Here is a 20249-nt window from a genome sequence, read left to right as displayed (position 1 = left end):
AAAGTCCCCTTTAGGGGATTTAGGGGTCAGGAACTTGGGCTGGACTTACAATATGATAGTTCTGAAAAAACTCATAGGACTTTTTGGACAGCCTCAACATGCCATAGCCACGTGGAAAGCCCAGATTAACTCATCCTGCACCTACCGAAAATGCCTCAGGTATTGGAAGCTTTTGAGGCACATGGGCATTGAAAAGGTAAACTATATTTTAAAAGCGATTTCCCTGACCATTCATCAAACCGATTTCATTTTTTTTCGACTATGGCACCGTTTTGGAAACGGGGACAGTCGGGAAACGGATGCGGTTTCGCTACTGAAAATAAACGGCTTCGAAGCGTGCCAGCGGCGCCATCCGGGCTTTGTTAAGAAACAGGGTGTCGCCGTTCAGGCTGTAGTTGTCGGCCAGCTCGAGCACCTGAAAGAGCGCTCGTTCGGTATCCATATCCGGACAAGCCACCTTGGTAGATGCCAGCTGTGAAAAGCGGATCCGGTTTCCCTCCGAAAGCTCGTAGGTTCCGTGGAAAGAATTACAACCGCTGCTGCCAACCACATGCTTGTCAACTTCTTTCAGGATCAGGTGGGCTTCCCGCCGTTGATTTTCGCCGGGGCCAATTTTTTGCCCGTTCAGTTCCACCAGTTTCCAGTACTTTTCGGTGATGACCGGCTGTTCTTTTGTGAGCCGGTAGTGATTGGCCAACGGTCCCTGAACGACATCTCCCTGCCGATCGAGCTGGATCAGCACCTGTTCGCCCACTTTGTAGCGGGTTGTTTCGTCGGGGTGCCGGGCATCTTTCAGCATAACCGTGCTGCCGGTTTCGTCCCAGCTAAACGTCCCCTCCGACCTGAAAACAGTTTGGTCCTTGCCCCGGTAACGGGTGGCCAGCTGATAGGTCATGTCGGTTGAAAGGACCAGTTCGGTTTGTATTCCTTCGCAATCGGCACAGGGAACCACGCCCCGGTAAACCCCTGCCCAATCGAGCGAGTTTTGGCTATGGTGTAGGGCCAGGCCGCTTTCGTCCGTTTCAGTCCGGCTGAGGGTGCGGTGCGCCTGGCAGCCAGCGAAAACCAGCCCAATCAATGTTATCCAAAAGAATTGTCGTCTCATTGTTTGTCTTTTATTAAATGATACCCGCCTACTTACCTACTTTGTCCGGTTGTGATTGTCAATTATTGTCATTCATGGTCATTGATCGTTTCGAGACAACTTAATGACAATTGAATGACTTTTTAATGACATTAGGTAAACGTAAGGATATTCATTTTCATCAATACACCGCATAATCCAGGGTAAGCTGCTCATAGCCGATGCTGTCGGCAGCCACGGTAATGGGGTGAATGCCGCCCTGTCCGTCCCACAGGTTAGCGTAAAGTTTTTCGGCTTCTTCAATAAATACCGAATAATTACCGGGAGGCAGTTCCACCTGAAAGAAGCCTTCGTGGTCGGTAGTTACGCGCTCGCGCAGCAAGGTATTCACCAGCGTGAAGAAAGGACCGTCGCCTTCGGTTTCTTCCTGCAGGGTATAATCGTAAATGCGGATGGTGCGTTTCACCGGATACGACCGGCAGGTATTGCCGGACTGCCCCACGCCAACCATGGGCATGCAGTTTCCTTCCTTCAGGATCAGGGTGCCGGCATAGCCCTGCTCCAGGGTGATTTTTCCCTGGTTGTTAGCATGCAACTCGGGCAGGGTATCCCAATCGCCGCGTACCGGTTCGTCGTGATTGGTACACGAAAGCGGCAATACAAACACCAAAAATAGCAAGTAGCGCAAATAGCAGAAAGACATGATCATTCGTTTTAAGTTACCATAGGGATGAAGAAAGGACAACTTGGGTTGCGTTGGAATACCGCTTTTTTCGGATTTCCCCCTACTTTTCAGAAACGTTGCAGACCTTTGACAATTTCGTCATGCCGATGATCACATTCGGCCCGATGACGTAAAATCAGTTTTTCGAAGTACCTTCTGCCCTGTCCGGACGCATGGCGACGGGAATAAGCTTTCAGTGACTTCTGCAACACCAGCGCGTCGTGCCAGTTGCCCAGCTGTTCGGTCATTTTACTGATCTCCCCGAAAGGAATTCCCGGCTTCACCGGCAGTCCATCCGCTTTCAGAAAGTTCAGACTGTCGTTCACCGGTTTTAACTGAACGCGGATTTTATGCAGCTGCTGATCATTTGTCCCGGCCTGCACCAGGCGGTTAATTTTCTCCAGCTTGTACCGAATGTAATCCCAAATGGCAGCAAGCAACTGTTCATCGGTCAGGGCCTGTGCCTGTAACAAGCACTCATTCAGCAGCCGTTCCATGCGGGAAGGCTCAAAAGCGGCTATCTCTTTAACCAGAAGGCGCATGGCCCGCTTCTGGGCGCCCTTCAGGTAGTTGACATACGGAAGCAAGTACCCGGCTTTCCGGTTCGACAGCAGCTGTTGGTTGACCTGGGCATCGCGCAGGCGCCCCGCAAGCGCAAAAAGCGAACCCGCCAGCAGCGTGAAATCTTCTTTGCGCCCCGTGGTAATTTGCGCATGATCGAATACGGACAACAAGGTACGCAGCTTACGGATCGCCACCCGCAACTTATGCACGTCGTCCATGTTCGTATTGGCCGACACCCGTTCCAGGTACCGGTTAAATACGTCCAATTGCTTGTTGATATATGTCCCAACCAAGTTCATACTCGCTTAACGGATGAATAACCGGACGGCTTGCCCCTCTTAAATTGAGCCCGCCCTCAAAGAAATAACGCAAGCTTTCAGCAAGAGGTTTCTGTAACGACTGTGGAAAACGGCGATGGAACTAACATTCGCGGTATCCCTCTGCACCGGCAAATTCGAATTGCAGGGTGACATGGGCAATGCCAAATTCGGTTTGCAGCAGCGTATTAATTTGCTCGCTGATGCGGCGGGTTTGCGACAGCTGCAGGTCGCCGGTCAACTCCACGTGCGCCTCAAAATGCACGGTCTGGTCGGTAAGCCGCCAAAGGTGAATGTGATAGACGCGGCTAATTTCGGCCAGGCTTTCGAGCTTATGCTTCACGTCATCGGTATGGATGTCAGTTGGCGCAAACTGCATCAGAATTTCGGTTGACTCTTTCAGCAGCTTAAACGTGTGGAACAGCAAGTAGAAGCTGATCAGCAAAGTCACCAGGGGGTCAATCCAGTGCCAATTCCAGAGCCAGATGAATACCGCGCCCACTATCACGGCCAGCGAGGTGAGCGCATCACCCAGCAGGTGCAGGTAGGCCGCCCGGATGTTCAGGCTATGGTGATGGTCGCGGTGAAGCAACAGTACCGACAAGCTGTTGGCCACAAAGCCCAACACACCCAGCCACAGCATCCATCGAAAATCTACTTCCTGCGGTGAAAAAAAACGCTCGATCGCTTCAATCATCAAAAAGAACGAAATAGCAATCAACACCAGGGCATTCAGGAAGGCCGCCAGAATTTCGGCCCGCTTGTAGCCAAAGGTACTTTTGGCTGTTCGTTCGCGGCGCCCCAGCCGATCGGCCACGTAAGCCAACAGCACGGCCACGCCGTCACTCAGGTTATGGACAGCATCCGAAATCAGGGCCAAACTGCCCGAAATGAGACCGCCAATGATTTGAGCTACTGTAATCATCACATTCAGCACAATGGTAATTCCCAGTCGGTTGTGTGTATGTTCGTGCGACATAATCGGTATAATTTCAGTAAAATTACGGTACTTCTTAAAACAAAGCCACAGGAAAAAAGATTGACGAGAAGTGTAACTTTAAAAACGATTCATATACAGATATTGATACGCAACCCAAAAACAACCAACTATGAAAAACATGTTACTGTCCGTTTTTTTGACCATCTGTTACCTTTCCCCCCAAGCGCAGCCCACCCGGGCGGCCTACGAACTGGACATGCTCGGCAAAAACGGGATTATCCGCTCGTTGAGCCACGGCAGTCATCATTTTACCTACGACGACATTAAAGGTTCGCCGTACCTGCATGACGATTTCGCTCCCAGCCGGATCCTTTCGCAGGACAGCAGCCTGTACAGCGAGGTGCCGCTGCGGTACAATATCTACTCGGACAACATCGAATTTACCAACCGCAACGGCGAGGTAATGGAAATTCTTGATCCCGACCGTTACCAGTTGTTTATGGTTGGAGAAGAAAGCTTTATGCACTTGCCCTTCGCGGATGGGAACAACGTTGATAAGGGCTACTTTCACGTATTGGTGAGCGGAAAAAACCTGTTGCTGAAACGCTACCGGATCAGCTACCGACCGGCAGAACCTGCCAAGCCGTTCAAAGATCCGGAACCGCCTAAATTTGTGCACATGCAACCCGACATGTATATCTCGGTAAACGGGCAACCGGCCGAAAAGATCACCAATGCCCGGAAAGCGGTTGACCTGCTCCAACCGGTTAAACCCGAAATAGCAAATTGGGTGAAAGAAGAAAAACTGAACCTAAAAAAAGAAGAAGACCTGATTCAGCTCGTCCAATACAGCAACCAATAAGGATGCTTTTCCCGGAAATGAAGCCAGGAAAATCGCTTTTAAAGCATTAAATGCTGTTCTTTCTCGCAAAAGATGTAAAACTGCCTTTTAAAAGTCGTTACCGTCCGTCTGGCCACGGCATACCGTGGCCTTACAGGCCGGATAAAATCAAAAACACCCCAAAACGGGAAAGCCAGGTAAGGTCGCGACACGTCGTGACCAACACACCATAACCCTTTGGGAAGCCCCCGGAAACCTATCCGGTATCTGCCGGAAACACCACAGGCATTTGGAGTTTTTGAGGCATGTGCACATTGAACCGGTAAACTTTATTTTAAACGCGATTTTCCGGAAATGAAGCCCAAATGACGGATCGTTTGGGCTTTGTCGTTTATATTTGTAAAAATTCCTGCTATGAACATGGTTTTTATTTTGGTTGAACCGGCCACGCCCGAAAATGTTGGCGCCACGGCGCGCGCCATGAAAACAATGGGTTTTCATGAGTTGCGGCTGGTAAATCCCTGCGACCACCTGAGCGGACCGGCACGGTGGCTGGCCCACGCCAGCAACGACATTCTGGAACAGGCACAGGTTTTTGCCACCTTCGGGGAAGCCGTCAGCGACATCGACTTTCTGATTGGCACATCGGCCAAACAACGGCTGGTGAAAGAAGATTACCTTTCCACCCGCGAGCTGGCCGGCTTGCTGCGCGACAAAGGCGACACGGTAAAACGTCCGGCCATCGTGTTTGGGCGCGAAGACAGCGGCCTGCGCAACGAGGAACTTCGCCGCTGCGACCTGGTGAGCACCGTGCCCCTGCAAACCACCTACCCTTCCCTCAACCTGGCCCAAGCCGTCATGCTGTACGCCTACGAGCTGTCGACCCTCAACCTTCCGGCAACACCGGAACTGCGGGAACGAAACGAAAACGGCTTTCGATCCCTGAAAGAAAAGACCGCCTCCGTCCTGCTCGAACTTAATTTCCGCGAAGATTCGGCCATCTACCCGCGCATCCTGGAACGGTTAAACCTGCTGGGCGAAGGCGACATTCACCTGCTCCACTCCATCTGCAACAAATATTTTGAAAAGAATCATCCCGAATGATGCAACATCCGGCATTCCGGTGCCGTCTTTCGATCAGAAACAGCTTAAATATTAACCTTGGAAGCGTTGTACAGAAATATCCATCAGGAGATTATCGACCGCTGCCGCGAAGGCAACCGCGAGGCCCAGTTTCAGTTGTACAAACTCTATTACAAGTCGATGTACAACACCAGTCTGCGGATTGTCGGCAACCCAACCGACGCGGAGGACGTTATGCAAGAGGCCTTTTTAAGCGCTTTCAACAAGATGGAAAGCTACGAAGGGAAAGTGAGTTTTGGCGCCTGGCTGAAAAAGATCGTGGTGAACCGTTCGCTCGACTACCTGAAAAAACGACGGGTAGTTTTTGAAGAGATCAACGAACGGGTGATGGAAGAGGAAGAAAATCCGTTCATGGAAACACACGAAATTGATGTGGAAAAAATAAAGAAGGCCATCTGGCAACTGCCCGAAGGTTACCGCGTGGTGCTCAGCCTTTATTTGCTGGAAGGGTACGACCACGACGAAATCTCGGAGATTTTGCACATCACCAACGTGTCGTCGCGCACACAGCTGCTACGGGCCAAAAAGAAACTGCGCGACCTGTTGCGAAAAGATGAAGTTTTTTCATTCAACTAAGGTCACGGACCTGTTTTATTATGATTTAAAACCGAAAGATATGACTGATATACTGGAAAAGATGATCCGGGAAAACAAAGAAGCCTTTGAGGTGGAAGCGCCGGATGGACATGCCGACCGGTTTGCCCGTAAGCTGGACCAACAGTTTGGCAAACAAAGACGCTTGGGCTGGAAACAGTACTTGCAACTGGCCGCGGCCATCCTGCTGGTTTTACTGGCCGGCAACCAGGTTTCCGAGTATGTTGCCAGTCACCGGCAGCAACAGCCGCAGCCGATTGGCCTGTCTTCCGTATCGCCCGAATATGCCGAGGCTGAATTTTACTACACTTCGTCGATCGACCAGGGCATGCGTGCCTGGGAACAACTGGGCCGCGACGGATTCATTTCAGCCAACGAACAGGAAGTGATGAAAACTGAGATGGCCGAATTTGATGAAACATACGCCCGCTTACAGGAAGAACTGGCAGCCAACCCCGAAGACGAGCGGGTCATCCATGCCATGCTCGAACTCTATCAGGCAAAACTCAGCATCATTAAGATGATCATTAATAAACTGGAAGAAATTAAACATCAAAAAACCACCAATCATGAAATGGAAATTTAAACTTTTCGTCCTGCTGATGGGCATGTTGCCGCTGACCTTGCAGGCAGCCGATTACACCAAACAGGTACACCAGGGCTTTGTAAAATCGCAAATAACCGCGCTGGATATCACGAATAAGTTCGGCATGATCGAAATAAACGACCTGGGCGGCGACTCGGTCACCGTGGATGCCCTGATCACGGTGGAAAGCATGAACGAGGCCAAAGCCAACCAACTGCTCGATCAGATCCGCATTGACATCCGCCGAAGCGGGGGACTCCTAGCGGTGAAGACCATCCTAACCGAAAATTTTAAAACCAAGCAGAACTTTTCAATCAACTACCGCATCAATATTCCCAAAGACCGCAACCTGACAGTCAGCAACAAGTTTGGCAATGTGGTGCTGAACGAACTGGAAGGGAAAGGCAACTTCGTGATTGCTTACGGCAACTTAACCACAGGCGCCCTGAACGTTCAGGCCGGTACCGATTTCTGGCTGGACTTGTCGTACGGGAAGGCCGATATCGAATCGGTAAACCAGCTGGCCGGCGAAATCAACTACTCAAAAATCTACATCGGCCATGCCGGCAAGATGAAACTGGAGAGCAAATACTCCGGTTTGAACGTGCAAAAGCTGGAAAATCTGCAATTGGAATCGAAATACGACGGGGTCAGCATTGAAGAAGGCGGCAGTATTTTGGCCAATTCGAAATACACCAATTACAAGATCGGCGCCCTGAGCAAAGAGTTGAAGCTGAACACCGAATACGGGTCGGTACGGGTGGACGAGGTGAAACCCGATTTCAACCGGATTGAAATTACCAACAGCTACGGCGGCATCACCCTCGGGCTGGATAGAGCGACTTACCAACTGAATGCCGAATGCGATTATTGCGACATTCAATATCCGGCCGACAAGTTTCAGGGGAACCGTCTGAAAGAAAATACGCGACTGAAGGTACAGGGACAAGTAGGCAACGGCGACACAAACCGCCAGGTGACTGTTACCAGCCGCTATGGTAGCCTCAAACTGACGGAATAGCAATCTGTTATCAGGACATATAGAAATTATGACCGCGGGTTCCATACCTGCGGTTTTTTTTTTAGCTTTAGTCGGGTGAAAATACCGGTGCAGCTCGCTGCATGCGAATGGCCATATCCAAACAAAACCTGTCTATTGTATTGCGGATGCTCAACAAGAAGATTCACATCGTCAGCTTCAATGTTCCCTACCCGCCCGATTACGGGGGCATCATCGATATTTATTTCAAAATAAAAGCTTTACACCAGGCCGGGGCGCATATCCGGCTGCATTGTTTTGAGTACGACCGCCCACCCGCTCCCGAACTTGAAAAACTGTGCGACCAGGTGCATTATTATCCGCGCAAGATGGGCCTCCGGCGGCAGCTGTCGTGGCTCCCCTACATTGTTACCAGCCGGAACCATCAGGCATTGCTGGAAAACCTGCTGGCCGACATTGCCCCCGTTTTGTTCGAAGGGCTGCACAGCTGTTACTTTCTCGACCATCCGCTGCTGGCCGCTTATCCCAAGTTGGTAAGGGCACACAATCTGGAGCACACCTATTATCATTCGCTGAGCAAGTCGGAAAACACCTGCCGGAAATATTACTACCTGATTGAGGCCCTCCGGTTAAAATACTTCGAACGGAAACTGGAAGAAGCCTCGCTGATCCTGGGCATTTCTGCTACCGAAACGGACTACTTTCAGGAAAAGTACGGGCACAGCCTGCACCTCCCCGCCTTTCATCCGTTTACCCGGATCAGCTCGCAGGAAGGGAAAGGCGATTACATTTTGTACCACGGGAACCTGAGCGTCAGCGAGAACCAGCAAGCCGTAAGTTTCCTGCTCGATGAAGTCTTCTCCGAAATCACCTGCTCATTTGTTGTTGCAGGAAAGAACCCACCGGGATGGCTGATTGCAAAAATAAAAGACATCCCCCATGTTACGCTGGTTGAAAATCCCTCCATCGAAAAGATGGACGTTTTAATCCGCGAAGCCCACATTTGCCTTATTCCGACATTTCAGTCCACCGGCTTAAAACTGAAACTACTGGCTTCTCTTTTTGGCGGAAGGCATTGCATCACCACCCCACAGATGCTGGAAGGCACCGGGCTGAACGACCTTTGTCATGTAGCCGGTTCGGCCCCGGAAATGATCGCCCTGATCAATAGATACCTGGGGAAAAGCTTTATGAACACCGAAATTCATCAACGCAAAGAACAACTCGACAACCTCTACTCGAATGAAAAAAACGCTCAAAAAATCATGGCTGTCCTTTAAGCTGTCCCTGTTGTTTGTGTTGCCTGTTGTCGCCTCCGGGCAGGGCTATTCCATCCGGCTTTCGCTGTCCGGCCACGCCAACTCCCAAGTATTGGTAACGTACTACTATTTCGGGAACATCTACGTGAAGGACACGCTGCAAACCAACCCGGAAGGGCTGGCGCTTTTTTTCGGTTCAAAATCCCTTCAGCAAGGCATTTACCAGCTGTACTTTGATCAGGAAAAACAAGTTGATTTTCTGGTCGGCCAGGATCAGAATTTTGAAATTAGCCTGGAAAATAAAACCTCATCCCCGCAAATCAAAGGAGCCTGGGAAAGCGAAAAATTCCAGGAATACCTCAACCGGGTTGCTGAACAAAAGTCCCGCTACGATACTATTACAGCAAAAAAAGAACAGTATAAGAATCAGCCTGATTCGGTCAGCCGGTACAACCAACAACTCCGGAAAATGAATGAGAATCTAACGAGCTTCCGGTTAGAGGAAGGTCTGAAATTCGCGGATAGCTTTTACGGGAATTTCATGACTGCCAACCAGGTACCCAAACCCGAGGAAAACCAATTGCCGGCGGCCAGCCTGAAAAACGATTCGCTGCGCTGGGTATATGAATACAACTACCGGGCAAAACATTACTGGGACTATTTCGATTTGAGCGACCTGCGCATGTGGCACACGCCCTACATCAAAGAGCGCCTGAACAATTTCCTGAACAAGGTGCTGCTTCAACATCCGGACACCGTGCTCCCGGCAGCCATCCGGCTGATCGAGAAGCACAGAAACAACAAAGCTATCTTTCAAAACCTGACGTCCTTCATCCTGAACAACAGCATCCAATCGCGGATCATGGGCATCGAAAATGTGTTTGTCGGGCTGGCCGAAAAATATTACTTGTCGGGGCAAGCCTTTTGGGTCGATGCCCAAACGCTGGACTACATCCGGCAGGAGGTTGCCATCCGCAAGAACAACCTGATGGGCAACACGGCCAGTGAATTGCTGTTGGAAGATGCCAACGGCGAGTTTCACAGCCTGAAACAACAGGCAACCAACTATACGGTTGTCGCCTTTTGGGAGCCTGAGTGCGGACACTGCAAAACCGAAATCCCCCGGCTTTATCAGGAAGTATTTCTAAAAGCGAATCCATCCAACCTTTCGGTGTATGCCGTTTACACGATGAACGACAAAGATTCGTGGCTCCGTTTTGTGGAAGAACACCAAATCCGGGACTGGCTCAACGTTTGGGATCCGCATCAGTCATCGAATTTCCGGTATCTGTACGGGGTACGCACCACCCCTTCCCTCTTCCTGCTGGATAAGGACAAAAAAATCATCGCCAAGAACATGGATGTCAGCAACCTGAAACAGATTTTGAGTTCGCTGGGTGTTTTGCAGCCGGAATAAATCGGCCTGCTATCCACCCAAAATTATCATTCAGTCCTTTGCTGAGATTAATCCTCCGTTTTATCGGCAACGTTGGGTTTCAGGGTGATCAGTTGCAAGACGACAGCCAGCGCCACGGGAATGGCCAACAACGCGAGATCGTGTCCCAGGTTTCCGGCGTCGGTTGATTTTCCCAACCAACTGGTAATAAAGGCACCGGCAAAAACGCCGGTCATATTCATTAGCCCGTAACCGGCAGCACGGTGACGCGGCGAAACAAACTGGCACAGGATAGGCATATTATTCGCGTCGAACATGCCATAGCCAATTCCAAACAACATGCCGCCACCCACTACATACGCAAAGCTGTGGCCGAAACCGAGCAATATCAAGGAAGGGATCATCAGCGTCAGCCCGATGGCGCCCGTATAAATACGGCCACGCAGGTTGCGGGTGATCCATCGGTCGGCCAGGATTCCGCCTCCAATAACGCCAATAAACGAAGAAAGCGCGATGGTAAAGGTACTCAGCGGACCGGCAACCGACATGTCGATACCCAGACTTTCGGAGAACAAGGTGGGCAGCCAGTTTTTGGTGGCCCATCCCGGAAAACTTGGAGCGGCAAAATAGAACAGAATCACCCAGAAACTAATGGTTCCCAGCAGCATACCCAAACTATGCCGTACCGATTTGAGACCGGAAGCAAATCTTGCCGGTTCTTTCGGCTTAATTTCGGGAGTTCGTTTTTCCTTCAAAAACAGTAAGAGGACGACACTGTAAACGATGCCCACCAATCCAAAACTGTGGAAGGCCGTTTGCCAGGTCCAGGTATGGGCCACCGTAGCGCCAAAACCACCCAGTGCCTGCCCGAAATACAAACCGGTCATGTGGATACCCACAGCCAGTGAGCGTGTATTTCCGCGGTGATAATCGGCAATCAGCGCCAGCCCGGCCGGGATGTACAACGCCTCGCTCACACCCATCAGCGCGCGAAGCGCATATAATTGATCGAAACTGGCGGCATAGCCCATCGCCAGCGTAACGCCCGACCACACGCCCAAGCTGCCCACAATCAACCACTTGCGGTTGATCCGGTCGGCAATCAGGCCGGCCATCGGGCTCATCAGCCCGTAAATCCACAGAAAGACGGCCATCAGCCGGCCAAAATTCTCGGCAGTTTCCAACTCCTGAATATCGCCCATCATGGCTACCTTCATGGTCGAAAGCATTTGCCGGTCCATGTAATTTAAAAGGGCTACAACCCATAAAAGGGCAACTACAACCCAACTGTATGCCTTTTCTTTATTCGAATTATTCATAGATCTCATTTATGTTACAGGAAGAAAGCTCCGTAATAAACTTCGCTATCTTCTGTGTTACGTCGTTTAAAAAATGCGCTCCCTTTTCAGCAGTTGCCTGTTTGGGATTTCCAACGCCTGTGCTTTCCGTTATGGAAGTCCATTGGCGCTGGGCCCACGCCCAACGAGCCTTTAATCCTTCCGGTTTAAAATTCTTAGCGCTCCCGTCTCCGGCAATATCGAGGGGCAATACCAACCCCGGCACCAAATGCATCATGACACTTGTTTCAAGTTCACCGGCGTGATCTCCCGGTTCGTCAAAATACGTTTCGGCTTTACAAACTTTCCACCAGTCGATACAACAAATAAATACCTCGGGATGTGTAACAGACAATTCCCGGATCATCGGGATAAAATTATTCCCCCCGTGCCCGTTCACCAGAATCAGCTTTTGAATACCGTGGCGTTTCAGATTCTCAACCAGGTCTTTCAAAATGACCAGTTGGGTCGAAGGCATCATGTTCAAACACAATTTCAAATCCAGTTGTCCGGTATTGACACCCCAGGGTACGGTTGGGAGAACGATTACCCTTGCTCCTTCCTCCCACGCAAGCCGGGCGCTTTCCAGCGCGACAGCCTCCGCCTGAATGACATCGGTAGCGAAGGGCAAATGATAATTATGCGGTTCAATGGCCCCCCATGGCAGAACCGCTACATCGTAGGTTTGCTGTTTCACGTCGGCCCAACAGCTTGCTGAGAGATTATAAAGTTGTTTACTCATGTTTTTGATTTTTTGCATGAAGCTTTTCCAAGGTAGAATAGCATTGGTACAAACCTCTCGGAACGTGGAAACAGCCCTTCCATTTTCCCCCTTTCAGAGGCAAAAGCACTTCTCCCCGGCGATTCAGATAACCAAACCATTCATCATATTCCGGATCGGCAAAATGCGACCAGGTGAACTCGTGTACCGTTTCGAACCAGCTCAAACATTCTTCGTTTTGGGTTAGATAATACCCTTTAATCAGGCTGATCAACGTTTCGATATGCACCCACCATAGCTTCTGGTCCCACTCGAGTTGCTGCGGCGGATTTCCCTTGATATCCATAAAATAGAAAATACCGCCAAATTCGTTATCCCAGCCATAATTCAAGGTATCCAGCACAATCTTGACCGCCTTTTCCAACAAAGCCCGATCGTTTTTTCGCTCGGCCAGATCCATGATAAACCACATGGCCTCGATGGCATGTCCGGGATTTAACAAGCGGCCTTCAAAACAATCCGAAAAGCCACCCTCGGGCGTTACGTTTTCCAGGATGAGGCCGGAATCCGGATGGTAGAAAACCTCCATCACTTCATGAATGGCCTTGTCAATGGTTTGATCAACCAGCTCTTTGGGAAGAAGATGCTCAATTTCCAGGGCCAGGTTGCACAAAATCATGGGAAGTGAAAAACCTTTCAACGGGCGGGTTCCCTGAACCAGTTTATTGTACTTTCCCTTAGGATCGTTCTGTCGCTTTAAAATATTATCGAAGGTCAGTTTGGCCATACGGCCATATTCTTCGTTGCCGGTAGCCTGGTAAAGCTGGCCGAAAGCCATGGTGGCAAAACAATCCGAAAAAATATTGTACGGCTGCACCAGCGGTTTTCCTTCGCGGGTCAGCGAAAAGTACCAGTTCAGGCTTCCATCGTGCCCGTATTGCTGCAAAAAACGGGCGCCGTGTTCGGCCATTTCCAGCCATTGCGCTTTCTTTTCCACCCGGTTGTACAGCGACGAAAACATCCACACCTCACGGGCCTGAAGCCACACAAATTTGTCGGTATCAAACACGTTTCCCTGCCGGTCGAGACAGGTATAATACCCGCCAAACTGCTCGTCTTTCGAATGTTTTTCCCAAAAGGGAACCACCTTTTCAAGCAGTTCCATTTGGTACTTTGATGCTGTTTTACTAAAATCCAAACTCATTATCCTGTTTTTTTGTGATGAACGGTGCCCGTGCAACTGAACTACTCGTCCAACGAAATTATTCCCCGTGTGATAACTGCCGATCGTACCCCCGGACGGATTTCGCCGCCGGGAATGATAATTTGCTGGTCCCACCAGAAAGCGTTTGTGGTTACCTGAGCCAGTCCGTCCAAAGCGCCGATCCGGCTTAATTTACCGGTGAGGGTATTGAACAGATAAACATCCCTGGAAAAACCCGGATGATTGGTCAGGTTTTCCGCCTTCTGCTGCTGAATTTTTTCGCGCTCATCGGCCGTTTCCGCTTTGGCAGCAGCATCAATCAATCGTTCCGTTTGGTTGAAAATGTTGCCTCTATCGCCGCCAAAAAGTAAAATACCATGCTCACCAACGGCCAGTCCGGTCCCCGCAGAAAAGCCAAATACCTCATCTCCCTCCACCTGCAATTTTCCAGCCTGCTGCCATTTGTTTTTTGAAGGAACAAATTTCCAGATATCGCTTAAAAAAGTAGATGTGATGCCCGATTTATTTCGACCGCCCAACACGAAGACACAGTCTTCCTGACCGTCGAACTGGCAAGCTACCACGGCGTGCGAAAGGGGCACGGGCAAATCGGGCAAGGCTTTCCAACCGGAATCAACTGCTGCCAGGTCGAGCGCAAAAAAGTGGCTGGTAGCGCCCGCCAAATCAAGTCCGCCGGCGAGGTACACCACCGAACCCTTCTGGGCGGCACCCGCGCTGGTCAGCCCGATGGGCAAATGCGGATAATCCGTTATCCGGATCTTTTCGCCGTCCACCGAAATCATAAAAACCCGTTTAACAGGGCCTTCAGCTGTTTCGCCCCCGATACTCAGCACCCCTTTGCCGTTTGAAACACAGGCGCTGTAAGCCAAAGGCACCGGTAACTTTTCATCTGGCTGCCACCAATCGTATTGGTTGTTTGCGTTTTGTGTCAGCACATAAATCCGGTCGTGATACAGCTTTGTTCCTCCCTGCCAGGGCATGGCATCTTCAAAGTTAGAGCCGCCTGCCACGATCAAGTTGTTTTGATAAGCCCCCGCAACCGGCCCGGCCAGGCCTAGCTGAACAGTTTTCTCCTGTGCCGGGGGAATGACGGCCAACGTGTCCCAGGTAATTTTCATTATTTTACTTTCTATGGTTTTAGGTTGATTGCAGGCCAACAAAAACAGGCTAAGAACCAATCCCCATCCAAAACTTTTCACTTCCTACAATTTAGAGAATAAATCTTCCATGTTCAGCGAATTTACATCGGCTTCAAATACCTTGTAAGCCTCGGCCGTCATATTTTTAACCGGCAAACGGAATTCGCCGCATTCCAGGCCAACGTACCGCATATAGGCCTTTCCGGTAGCAATGCCTCCGTATTTGCCCAGCAGACGAATCATATCGATCGATTGTTGCTGCAACTTACGCGCTTCAACAAAGTTACCTTCATCGTAAGCTTTAATCAACTGATGATACAAGGGTGCGGCATAGTTGAACGTACTTCCCACACCGCCGCGGGCACCCAACACAAGGGCCGACAGCAGGTTTTCATCCCTTCCCCAAAGCATGTCGTATTTGCCTTCTTTATAACTCAAACAGCTCAGAAAGTCCATAAAATCCTCGTGGGTGTATTTGATCCCGGCCAGGTTGGGAATCATGGAATCCGCTTCTTGTAAGAAATCGAACATAGATACATAACAACCTGTCAGCACCGGAATGTGATAGAAATAAACCGGCAACTGAGGTACCGATTCAGCAATTCTGGCACAAAATTCAGCCAGCGCCTTACCCGAACCCGGTTTAAAATAGTATGGCGCCAGAATAGCGATGGCATCCACACCCATAGCCGCCGATGCCTGCGCACTGTCGATACACTCGGCATACGAAGTTCCGCCAACCAGGTTGATCACTTTCAGCCCCTTCTTTTCCTTATTCCTGGCCGTCCAGGCTTCGGTAATCGTTTCTTTTTCTTTTTGTGAAAGCGAAACGCCCTCACCGGTTGAACCGTTGATAAATGCGCCAACTACTCCATTTTTTTGTAAAAAATCATAGTAAGTCGGTATCAAATCAATATTTATTCCCCCATCAACATTCATCGGAGCAAACGGTGCTGCGATGAGTCCTTCAATTTTCATCATTCTTGTTTTCATAATCCGTATATTTCCTTCAATAATTTATTAATCAATTTATTACCCCCTAATTCCTCTGATTATAAGAGCCTTTGTATAATTGTCGCCCATAACTGATAACCTTCTCCGGTCAGATGCAGTCCGTCATTAGTATATGAAGGATTGATCCAATTATTGTCTTCATTTTTAAAATGCGAGAACAGATCCACAAACGGAACAGAAGTTTTGGCACACCATTCACGCAACTGTTGATTGATCCACATGATCTCCTCAGTTTTTGAGCAGTGGCCGGAAAACTTGCCAAACTCCGGATTGACCGGTAAAATGCTTTGGATATACACCTTGGTTTTGGGTGAATGTTCTTCGATCAAGCTTGCGATTCGATATATGTTGTTAAAAACCGTGTCTTTTGAAATTCCCCGTGCCAGATCATTAATTCCTATTAACAGGAAAACCTTGGCCGGCTTTGATTCGGTGACTTCATACAACCGAAACAGCAGTCCTTCGGTAACATCGCCGCTAATGCCGCGATTTTTTATTCTTTTATTCTGAAAAAGCTCGGCCCATTCGCCACCGTCTGTTATACTGTTTCCCAGAAAAATAATTTCCTTTTTGGAGTTTGGAAGACTTTCAAACAGCGTTCTGCGCTGCTCATAATACGTTGTTTGAAAGGATTTTTCCTGTCCGTCAGCGGTGACCACCAGCATGAGGTTCAAAACGAGAACGATGGGTAGTGTTAATTTTATTATGCTCATTTATCTGTCTTTTTTTCAGAAGTTAAATTGGTATAAAGCGATTCTAACGTTCTTTTTTCAGATCAGCTGAAAATCGCAAGTCCTTGACCTCACTCACCGTGAGATAATCAAATTGAACCGGCACAAAGGTGAACATGCGTTTCCAGGTGTCGTTTTTCACCGGAATTTTCAGCAGCACTTTGTTCCATCCTTTTTTCAGGTGAATGGACGCGGGTTCTCTGAAAAAGTAATTTTCGTCGGTGAATGGAATTTCTTCGGTATTGCTGGCCAGACCCGGTTTATTCCATTTTGGAGCGGCAATCAGTTCGCCGTTCAGCCAGGCTTTCGGATGGGTATTGTGCCATTCGCCATCTTCCGGAAACGGTCCTCCCCGGCGGCCTGCCGAGCGCGACCAATCGTGGAATCCAATCCACGCCCCCACGGTTTGTGCTTTTGGCGACCAAATTTGGGTGTAGGCGTAATATGTTCCCTCTTCACGGGGGAAGTAAGACGGGTAGCCAAAAAAGTGTGTCAGGTGAATGGTGCCGCCTACAAAAGGCCCCTGCCAGGTATAATTGGCCGAATCGATCTGGTACGTTTCCAGCAATTCATTTTCGACCGGAAATTGAACTTCAACATCGCCGCCATGGGCAATCGGTCCCAAAACCCTCCACTCCATATTGGTTTGTTTCACGTAGGGGAAGGGTTTTCCGGCGAAATATTTATCGCGGTGCTCGATCAGGCGATCTTCAAAAGCCCTGAATTCATTTAGCAACTCACTTCCTTTTTCGGGCAGTTTGACAAGGTAGTTTTCGCCAATGTCTTTTTGCTGCCCGGTCCACGATGTTTCGCTGTAAGTGAGTATTCCCGGGTACACCGGATTTTGTGTGAGAATGTCGTATTCGTCATTGACATTATTGTCGTTCCAGCAACACAAAATCCCTCCCATCCGCAGCGAATCGCCGTGAGCAGCCCCGTTAATGCGTTCGAAGTATAATTGTGTAATACCGGCCAACGGATCGAGGTGATTGAGATAATTCAAGCGCGAATCAAGATAACGGTGCCCCGGTTTTGGGTGCCCGTTTGACGACCACAGTTGCGTGATGGAAACTGAATCGCCCTCAATATGTTGTCCCGGTCGCCACACAATAAGTTCGCGGCCGTGGTGTTGCGTTACCCGCTCAAGCAGTGCCGGCAACAGCGTTGGCGACGGTTCTTCGTAATTGTGCCAAACTTCATCGGTTCCCAAATGAATGTAGGGCATTACCTCTGCCGGAGCCAGGCTGCACAATTCATCAACCAGATCGATCAATACCGGTTGCACGCGCGGATCGCTCATCGATTCAAATCCCATGGCCTTGCGAAAAGCCGCACTGTGTCCGGGAATGTCGAACTCAGGAATCAGCGTAATTTTCCGATCCTGGCAATAAGCCACCAATTCTTTAAAATCTTCCTGTGTATAGACTTTACCTTTTTCGCGCGTCATGCTTTCCGCTGTGTTCAGTTGCGGATAAATTTTGCTTTCGAGCCTCCAGCCCGGATTTTCGGTGACATGAAAATGAAAGACGTTATACTTGTAAGCCGCCAGCACATCAATTTGCTCTTTCAGCATATCCATGGGCTGGAAATTACGGCCCACATCCTGCATAAAACCACGAATGCGAAAAGCCGGCCAGTCAACAATGGCACAGCCTTTCAGGTAACGTTTCCCGTTTTTTTCGAAAACCAGCTGTTTTACAGTTTGCAGGCCGCGGTAAATTCCCGTTTCGCTTGTGGCTTCCAGAATAACGGAATCAGCTGAAACATTCAATGTATAAGCTTCATTGCTGTTTAACTGAGCCTGCGGAATTGCGGGTACAATCCGTTGTACAAAACGGGCACTGCTGTCGGCCATATCAAACTGCTGTGAGCTCCACTCTAATTGTTGTGGCATGGGAATCAACGCCGGAGCTGGTTCTTTTTCTGCCTTGCATGAAAAAAGCAGCACAATGACGATCAAGCCTATCAATGGTTGAAAATGTAGTCGGCTCATTATTATTGGTTCAGTTTTTTCTTATTTGATGATGTCAGAAACAGGAATGCTTTGAAAGTAAAGCTCCTTTACCCCTTCGTATAAAATTCCAACGGTTTCATCATCAATCATCGTCATGCAGGAATAACCAAAGCCTCCAGGTTCATAAATCTCCAGCTGAAACTCCTCTGGCCAGCTCATTCCTTCGTCCACACTGCCTTTGATGGTCATGTTGGTTCGCTGGTGTTTGTTGTTCGGGTTTGAAAAGAACAGCACCCGTTTCTTTTCGCCATCTACCTTCAGATCGGCCGAAATAATGCTGGCCATGCAATTTGGTTCTTGCAAAGCCGAATTCGTTGTGGGATGAATTTCCCAGGTTTTTCCCAGGTCTTTTGTAACAGCAACTGCTCGTCCGTTGGTTTCCGATTTATCTTTGCGGTTTTGGTCGTCGCGCATGTTCAGCATCAGGCTGCCATCCGTTAGCTGAACCACCTGAGCTTCGGTGGTATTGGGTTTGGCGCCGGTTCCAATCTGCCAACTTTCACCGCCATCGGTGCTGTAAACGATGGTTGAATGACTGGTATATTGTCCGCCATCCAAGGCTTTTTCGCCAATATCGGCTTTAAACTGCGCCGGAAAAACGAGGGTGCCATCTTCCAGCGTAATCCCGCGTCCGGGACCTTGCAGCAGCAGTTGCCACGAAGGATCTTTAATTTGATCAGTGATGTTAACTGTTTCCGACCAGGTCAATCCATCGTCGGTACTTTTGGCAATGATAAACTGTCCGGTCTCCTCGGGACTCATTCCGGGTTTTGAGGCCCACCAAAGCATATCTTTCTCCGTCGCGCCACTCATCCACAATCCGGCTACCCAAAGCGTACCTGTTGTGTGGTCGTATAACACGCTGGGGTCGCCAATACCGTTCAGCCGTTGCGAACGTCCACCCCATTCGCCCATGTCCATAATCACTTTCATGGGTTCCCAGGTTTGTCCGCCGTCGGTACTGCGGCTCATGCCGACATCAATATCCTCCTGTAAATCTTTGCTGTTGTTATAACGATTGTCGTAAACGGCGATGAGCGTTCCTTTGTTGGTTGTCACAATTCCCGGAATGCGGTAAGTATCGCAATTATCCTGCCCCACAGCGCGCAGCACTTTGGCCAGTCGATACGTATGCGGGGTCGCTGGCCCTGACGAAACTACCGAGCCGTCACTAAAGGTCACATCGACCCGATCGAGCTGCAAGGTTGACAACAGTCGGGCGTTTTGGTTAACCGAAAGATTGAGATGAAATAGCTGCACCGGTTGAGAAGCGCTTACCGATCCCTCGATTTGAGTTGTTTTACCAATTTCAGTAGAGGTACCAAACAGCAATTCGTTGTTTCCTTCATACGCGATGGCAGAAACGGATGTGAGGCAGTCGGTATCACTTTCAGGTGTAAAAACCACTGTCACCCCAACAACTTCGATTGCCTTATTTTCCTCTCCGGTCTGAACCTCCAAACGTATCAGTTTGTCGTTTTCCTGCCCCGTAAACAGTGGAACCGATGCCTGAACGATTTCCACGGAAACGGAAGCGCCATCCGAAGTTTCAGAGTTGGCTTTTTCGCACCGAAAAAAGGCTAGCAACATCATCAGCGATAAAACAAATAGCTTCATTTT

At 49.5% G+C, this 20249-nt stretch carries 19 protein-coding genes; 7 read left to right on the top strand and 12 right to left on the bottom strand.

Annotated features, from left to right (window positions below; translation table 11 throughout):
• Nucleotides 1-310: 310 nt before the first annotated feature.
• The 4 genes from N2K84_RS14335 to N2K84_RS14320 form a co-directional block, all read right to left on the bottom strand.
• Nucleotides 311-1105 (bottom strand): copper resistance protein NlpE N-terminal domain-containing protein, encoded by a 795-nt coding sequence (locus N2K84_RS14335; RefSeq protein WP_282592511.1) that lies wholly within the window; start codon nucleotides 1103-1105, stop codon nucleotides 311-313.
• A 160-nt stretch (nucleotides 1106-1265) separates the two neighbouring features.
• On the bottom strand, nucleotides 1266-1787 hold the full coding sequence (locus N2K84_RS14330) for a hypothetical protein (protein ID WP_282592510.1): 522 nt from the start codon (nucleotides 1785-1787) through the stop codon (nucleotides 1266-1268).
• 89 nt (nucleotides 1788-1876) lie between these two features.
• On the bottom strand, nucleotides 1877-2665 hold the full coding sequence (locus N2K84_RS14325; RefSeq protein ID WP_282592509.1) for a CHAD domain-containing protein: 789 nt from the start codon (nucleotides 2663-2665) through the stop codon (nucleotides 1877-1879).
• Nucleotides 2666-2792: 127 nt separating this feature from the next.
• Complete coding sequence (locus tag N2K84_RS14320; protein WP_282592508.1) at nucleotides 2793-3668, bottom strand: cation diffusion facilitator family transporter; 876 nt, start codon at nucleotides 3666-3668, stop codon at nucleotides 2793-2795.
• Nucleotides 3669-3798: 130 nt separating this feature from the next.
• Here N2K84_RS14320 and N2K84_RS14315 point away from each other — a divergent pair, with 130 nt between their 5' ends.
• The 7 genes from N2K84_RS14315 to N2K84_RS14285 all read left to right on the top strand — a co-directional run bounded on the left by N2K84_RS14315 (nucleotide 3799) and on the right by N2K84_RS14285 (nucleotide 10469).
• A complete protein-coding gene (locus N2K84_RS14315) occupies nucleotides 3799-4491 on the top strand; it encodes a hypothetical protein (protein WP_282592507.1) in 693 nt (230 codons plus the stop codon).
• A gap of 393 nt (nucleotides 4492-4884) precedes the next feature.
• Nucleotides 4885-5574 (top strand): tRNA/rRNA methyltransferase, encoded by a 690-nt coding sequence (locus tag N2K84_RS14310; RefSeq protein ID WP_282592506.1) that lies wholly within the window; start codon nucleotides 4885-4887, stop codon nucleotides 5572-5574.
• Between the two features lie 57 nt (nucleotides 5575-5631).
• Entirely contained in the window at nucleotides 5632-6189 is a 558-nt protein-coding gene (locus N2K84_RS14305) for an RNA polymerase sigma factor (RefSeq protein WP_282592505.1), read from the top strand.
• Nucleotides 6190-6229: 40 nt separating this feature from the next.
• The gene (locus tag N2K84_RS14300) at nucleotides 6230-6793 is read left to right on the top strand and encodes a hypothetical protein (protein ID WP_282592504.1); all 564 of its coding nucleotides are present in this window, start codon (nucleotides 6230-6232) and stop codon (nucleotides 6791-6793) included.
• A complete protein-coding gene (locus N2K84_RS14295; protein ID WP_282592503.1) occupies nucleotides 6777-7814 on the top strand; it encodes a DUF4097 family beta strand repeat-containing protein in 1038 nt (345 codons plus the stop codon). Before N2K84_RS14300 ends, N2K84_RS14295 begins: the two co-directional genes overlap by 17 nt.
• 107 nt (nucleotides 7815-7921) lie before the next feature.
• Nucleotides 7922-9073, top strand: coding sequence for a glycosyltransferase family protein (locus N2K84_RS14290; RefSeq protein WP_282592502.1), 1152 nt, complete (start codon nucleotides 7922-7924; stop codon nucleotides 9071-9073).
• The gene (locus N2K84_RS14285; protein WP_282592501.1) at nucleotides 9036-10469 is read left to right on the top strand and encodes a redoxin domain-containing protein; all 1434 of its coding nucleotides are present in this window, start codon (nucleotides 9036-9038) and stop codon (nucleotides 10467-10469) included. Before N2K84_RS14290 ends, N2K84_RS14285 begins: the two co-directional genes overlap by 38 nt.
• A gap of 47 nt (nucleotides 10470-10516) precedes the next feature.
• Here N2K84_RS14285 and N2K84_RS14280 read toward each other — a convergent pair whose 3' ends face one another.
• Genes N2K84_RS14280 through N2K84_RS14245 form a run of 8 tightly spaced genes read right to left on the bottom strand, consistent with a single transcriptional unit; the run spans nucleotide 10517 to nucleotide 20246 of the window.
• Nucleotides 10517-11767 carry an MFS transporter gene (locus tag N2K84_RS14280; RefSeq protein ID WP_282592500.1) on the bottom strand — a complete coding sequence of 417 codons (1251 nt, stop codon included), beginning with the start codon at nucleotides 11765-11767 and terminating at the stop codon, nucleotides 10517-10519.
• On the bottom strand, nucleotides 11760-12527 hold the full coding sequence (locus N2K84_RS14275) for a creatininase family protein (protein WP_282592499.1): 768 nt from the start codon (nucleotides 12525-12527) through the stop codon (nucleotides 11760-11762). The genes N2K84_RS14280 and N2K84_RS14275 overlap by 8 nt, the downstream gene beginning before the upstream one ends.
• Nucleotides 12520-13710: a n-acyl-d-glucosamine 2-epimerase gene (locus N2K84_RS14270; RefSeq protein ID WP_282592498.1), complete on the bottom strand. Its 1191-nt coding sequence runs from the start codon at nucleotides 13708-13710 to the stop codon at nucleotides 12520-12522. Before N2K84_RS14270 ends, N2K84_RS14275 begins: the two co-directional genes overlap by 8 nt.
• 41 nt (nucleotides 13711-13751) lie before the next feature.
• Nucleotides 13752-14930: a tRNA wybutosine-synthesizing protein 4 beta-propeller domain-containing protein gene (locus tag N2K84_RS14265; RefSeq protein WP_282592497.1), complete on the bottom strand. Its 1179-nt coding sequence runs from the start codon at nucleotides 14928-14930 to the stop codon at nucleotides 13752-13754.
• Nucleotides 14931-14933: 3 nt separating this feature from the next.
• Nucleotides 14934-15863 (bottom strand): dihydrodipicolinate synthase family protein, encoded by a 930-nt coding sequence (locus tag N2K84_RS14260; protein WP_282592496.1) that lies wholly within the window; start codon nucleotides 15861-15863, stop codon nucleotides 14934-14936.
• Nucleotides 15864-15922: 59 nt separating this feature from the next.
• On the bottom strand, nucleotides 15923-16597 hold the full coding sequence (locus N2K84_RS14255; RefSeq protein WP_282592495.1) for a GDSL-type esterase/lipase family protein: 675 nt from the start codon (nucleotides 16595-16597) through the stop codon (nucleotides 15923-15925).
• Nucleotides 16598-16640: 43 nt separating this feature from the next.
• Nucleotides 16641-18608 carry a family 20 glycosylhydrolase gene (locus N2K84_RS14250; protein ID WP_282592494.1) on the bottom strand — a complete coding sequence of 656 codons (1968 nt, stop codon included), beginning with the start codon at nucleotides 18606-18608 and terminating at the stop codon, nucleotides 16641-16643.
• Between the two features lie 21 nt (nucleotides 18609-18629).
• Entirely contained in the window at nucleotides 18630-20246 is a 1617-nt protein-coding gene (locus tag N2K84_RS14245; RefSeq protein WP_282592493.1) for a sialidase family protein, read from the bottom strand.
• Nucleotides 20247-20249 lie beyond the last annotated feature (3 nt).

Source organism: Gaoshiqia sediminis (assembly GCF_025907915.1).
GTDB lineage: Bacteria > Bacteroidota > Bacteroidia > Bacteroidales > Prolixibacteraceae > Gaoshiqia > Gaoshiqia sediminis.
The sequence above is the reverse complement of the archived record's forward strand: the minus strand, read 5'-3'. Positions and strand labels throughout refer to the sequence as shown.

Coding starts and splice junctions, on each gene's coding strand:
- N2K84_RS14320 (WP_282592508.1), bottom strand. CDS start 3,668: ATGTCGCACGAACATACACACAACCGACTGGGAATTACCATTGTGCTG.
- N2K84_RS14285 (WP_282592501.1), top strand. CDS start 9,036: ATGAAAAAAACGCTCAAAAAATCATGGCTGTCCTTTAAGCTGTCCCTG.
- N2K84_RS14310 (WP_282592506.1), top strand. CDS start 4,885: ATGAACATGGTTTTTATTTTGGTTGAACCGGCCACGCCCGAAAATGTT.
- N2K84_RS14275 (WP_282592499.1), bottom strand. CDS start 12,527: ATGAGTAAACAACTTTATAATCTCTCAGCAAGCTGTTGGGCCGACGTG.
- N2K84_RS14270 (WP_282592498.1), bottom strand. CDS start 13,710: ATGAGTTTGGATTTTAGTAAAACAGCATCAAAGTACCAAATGGAACTG.
- N2K84_RS14260 (WP_282592496.1), bottom strand. CDS start 15,863: ATGAAAACAAGAATGATGAAAATTGAAGGACTCATCGCAGCACCGTTT.
- N2K84_RS14330 (WP_282592510.1), bottom strand. CDS start 1,787: ATGTCTTTCTGCTATTTGCGCTACTTGCTATTTTTGGTGTTTGTATTG.
- N2K84_RS14255 (WP_282592495.1), bottom strand. CDS start 16,597: ATGAGCATAATAAAATTAACACTACCCATCGTTCTCGTTTTGAACCTC.
- N2K84_RS14290 (WP_282592502.1), top strand. CDS start 7,922: ATGGCCATATCCAAACAAAACCTGTCTATTGTATTGCGGATGCTCAAC.
- N2K84_RS14280 (WP_282592500.1), bottom strand. CDS start 11,767: ATGAATAATTCGAATAAAGAAAAGGCATACAGTTGGGTTGTAGTTGCC.
- N2K84_RS14295 (WP_282592503.1), top strand. CDS start 6,777: ATGAAATGGAAATTTAAACTTTTCGTCCTGCTGATGGGCATGTTGCCG.
- N2K84_RS14300 (WP_282592504.1), top strand. CDS start 6,230: ATGACTGATATACTGGAAAAGATGATCCGGGAAAACAAAGAAGCCTTT.
- N2K84_RS14245 (WP_282592493.1), bottom strand. CDS start 20,246: ATGAAGCTATTTGTTTTATCGCTGATGATGTTGCTAGCCTTTTTTCGG.
- N2K84_RS14250 (WP_282592494.1), bottom strand. CDS start 18,608: ATGAGCCGACTACATTTTCAACCATTGATAGGCTTGATCGTCATTGTG.
- N2K84_RS14315 (WP_282592507.1), top strand. CDS start 3,799: ATGAAAAACATGTTACTGTCCGTTTTTTTGACCATCTGTTACCTTTCC.
- N2K84_RS14335 (WP_282592511.1), bottom strand. CDS start 1,105: ATGAGACGACAATTCTTTTGGATAACATTGATTGGGCTGGTTTTCGCT.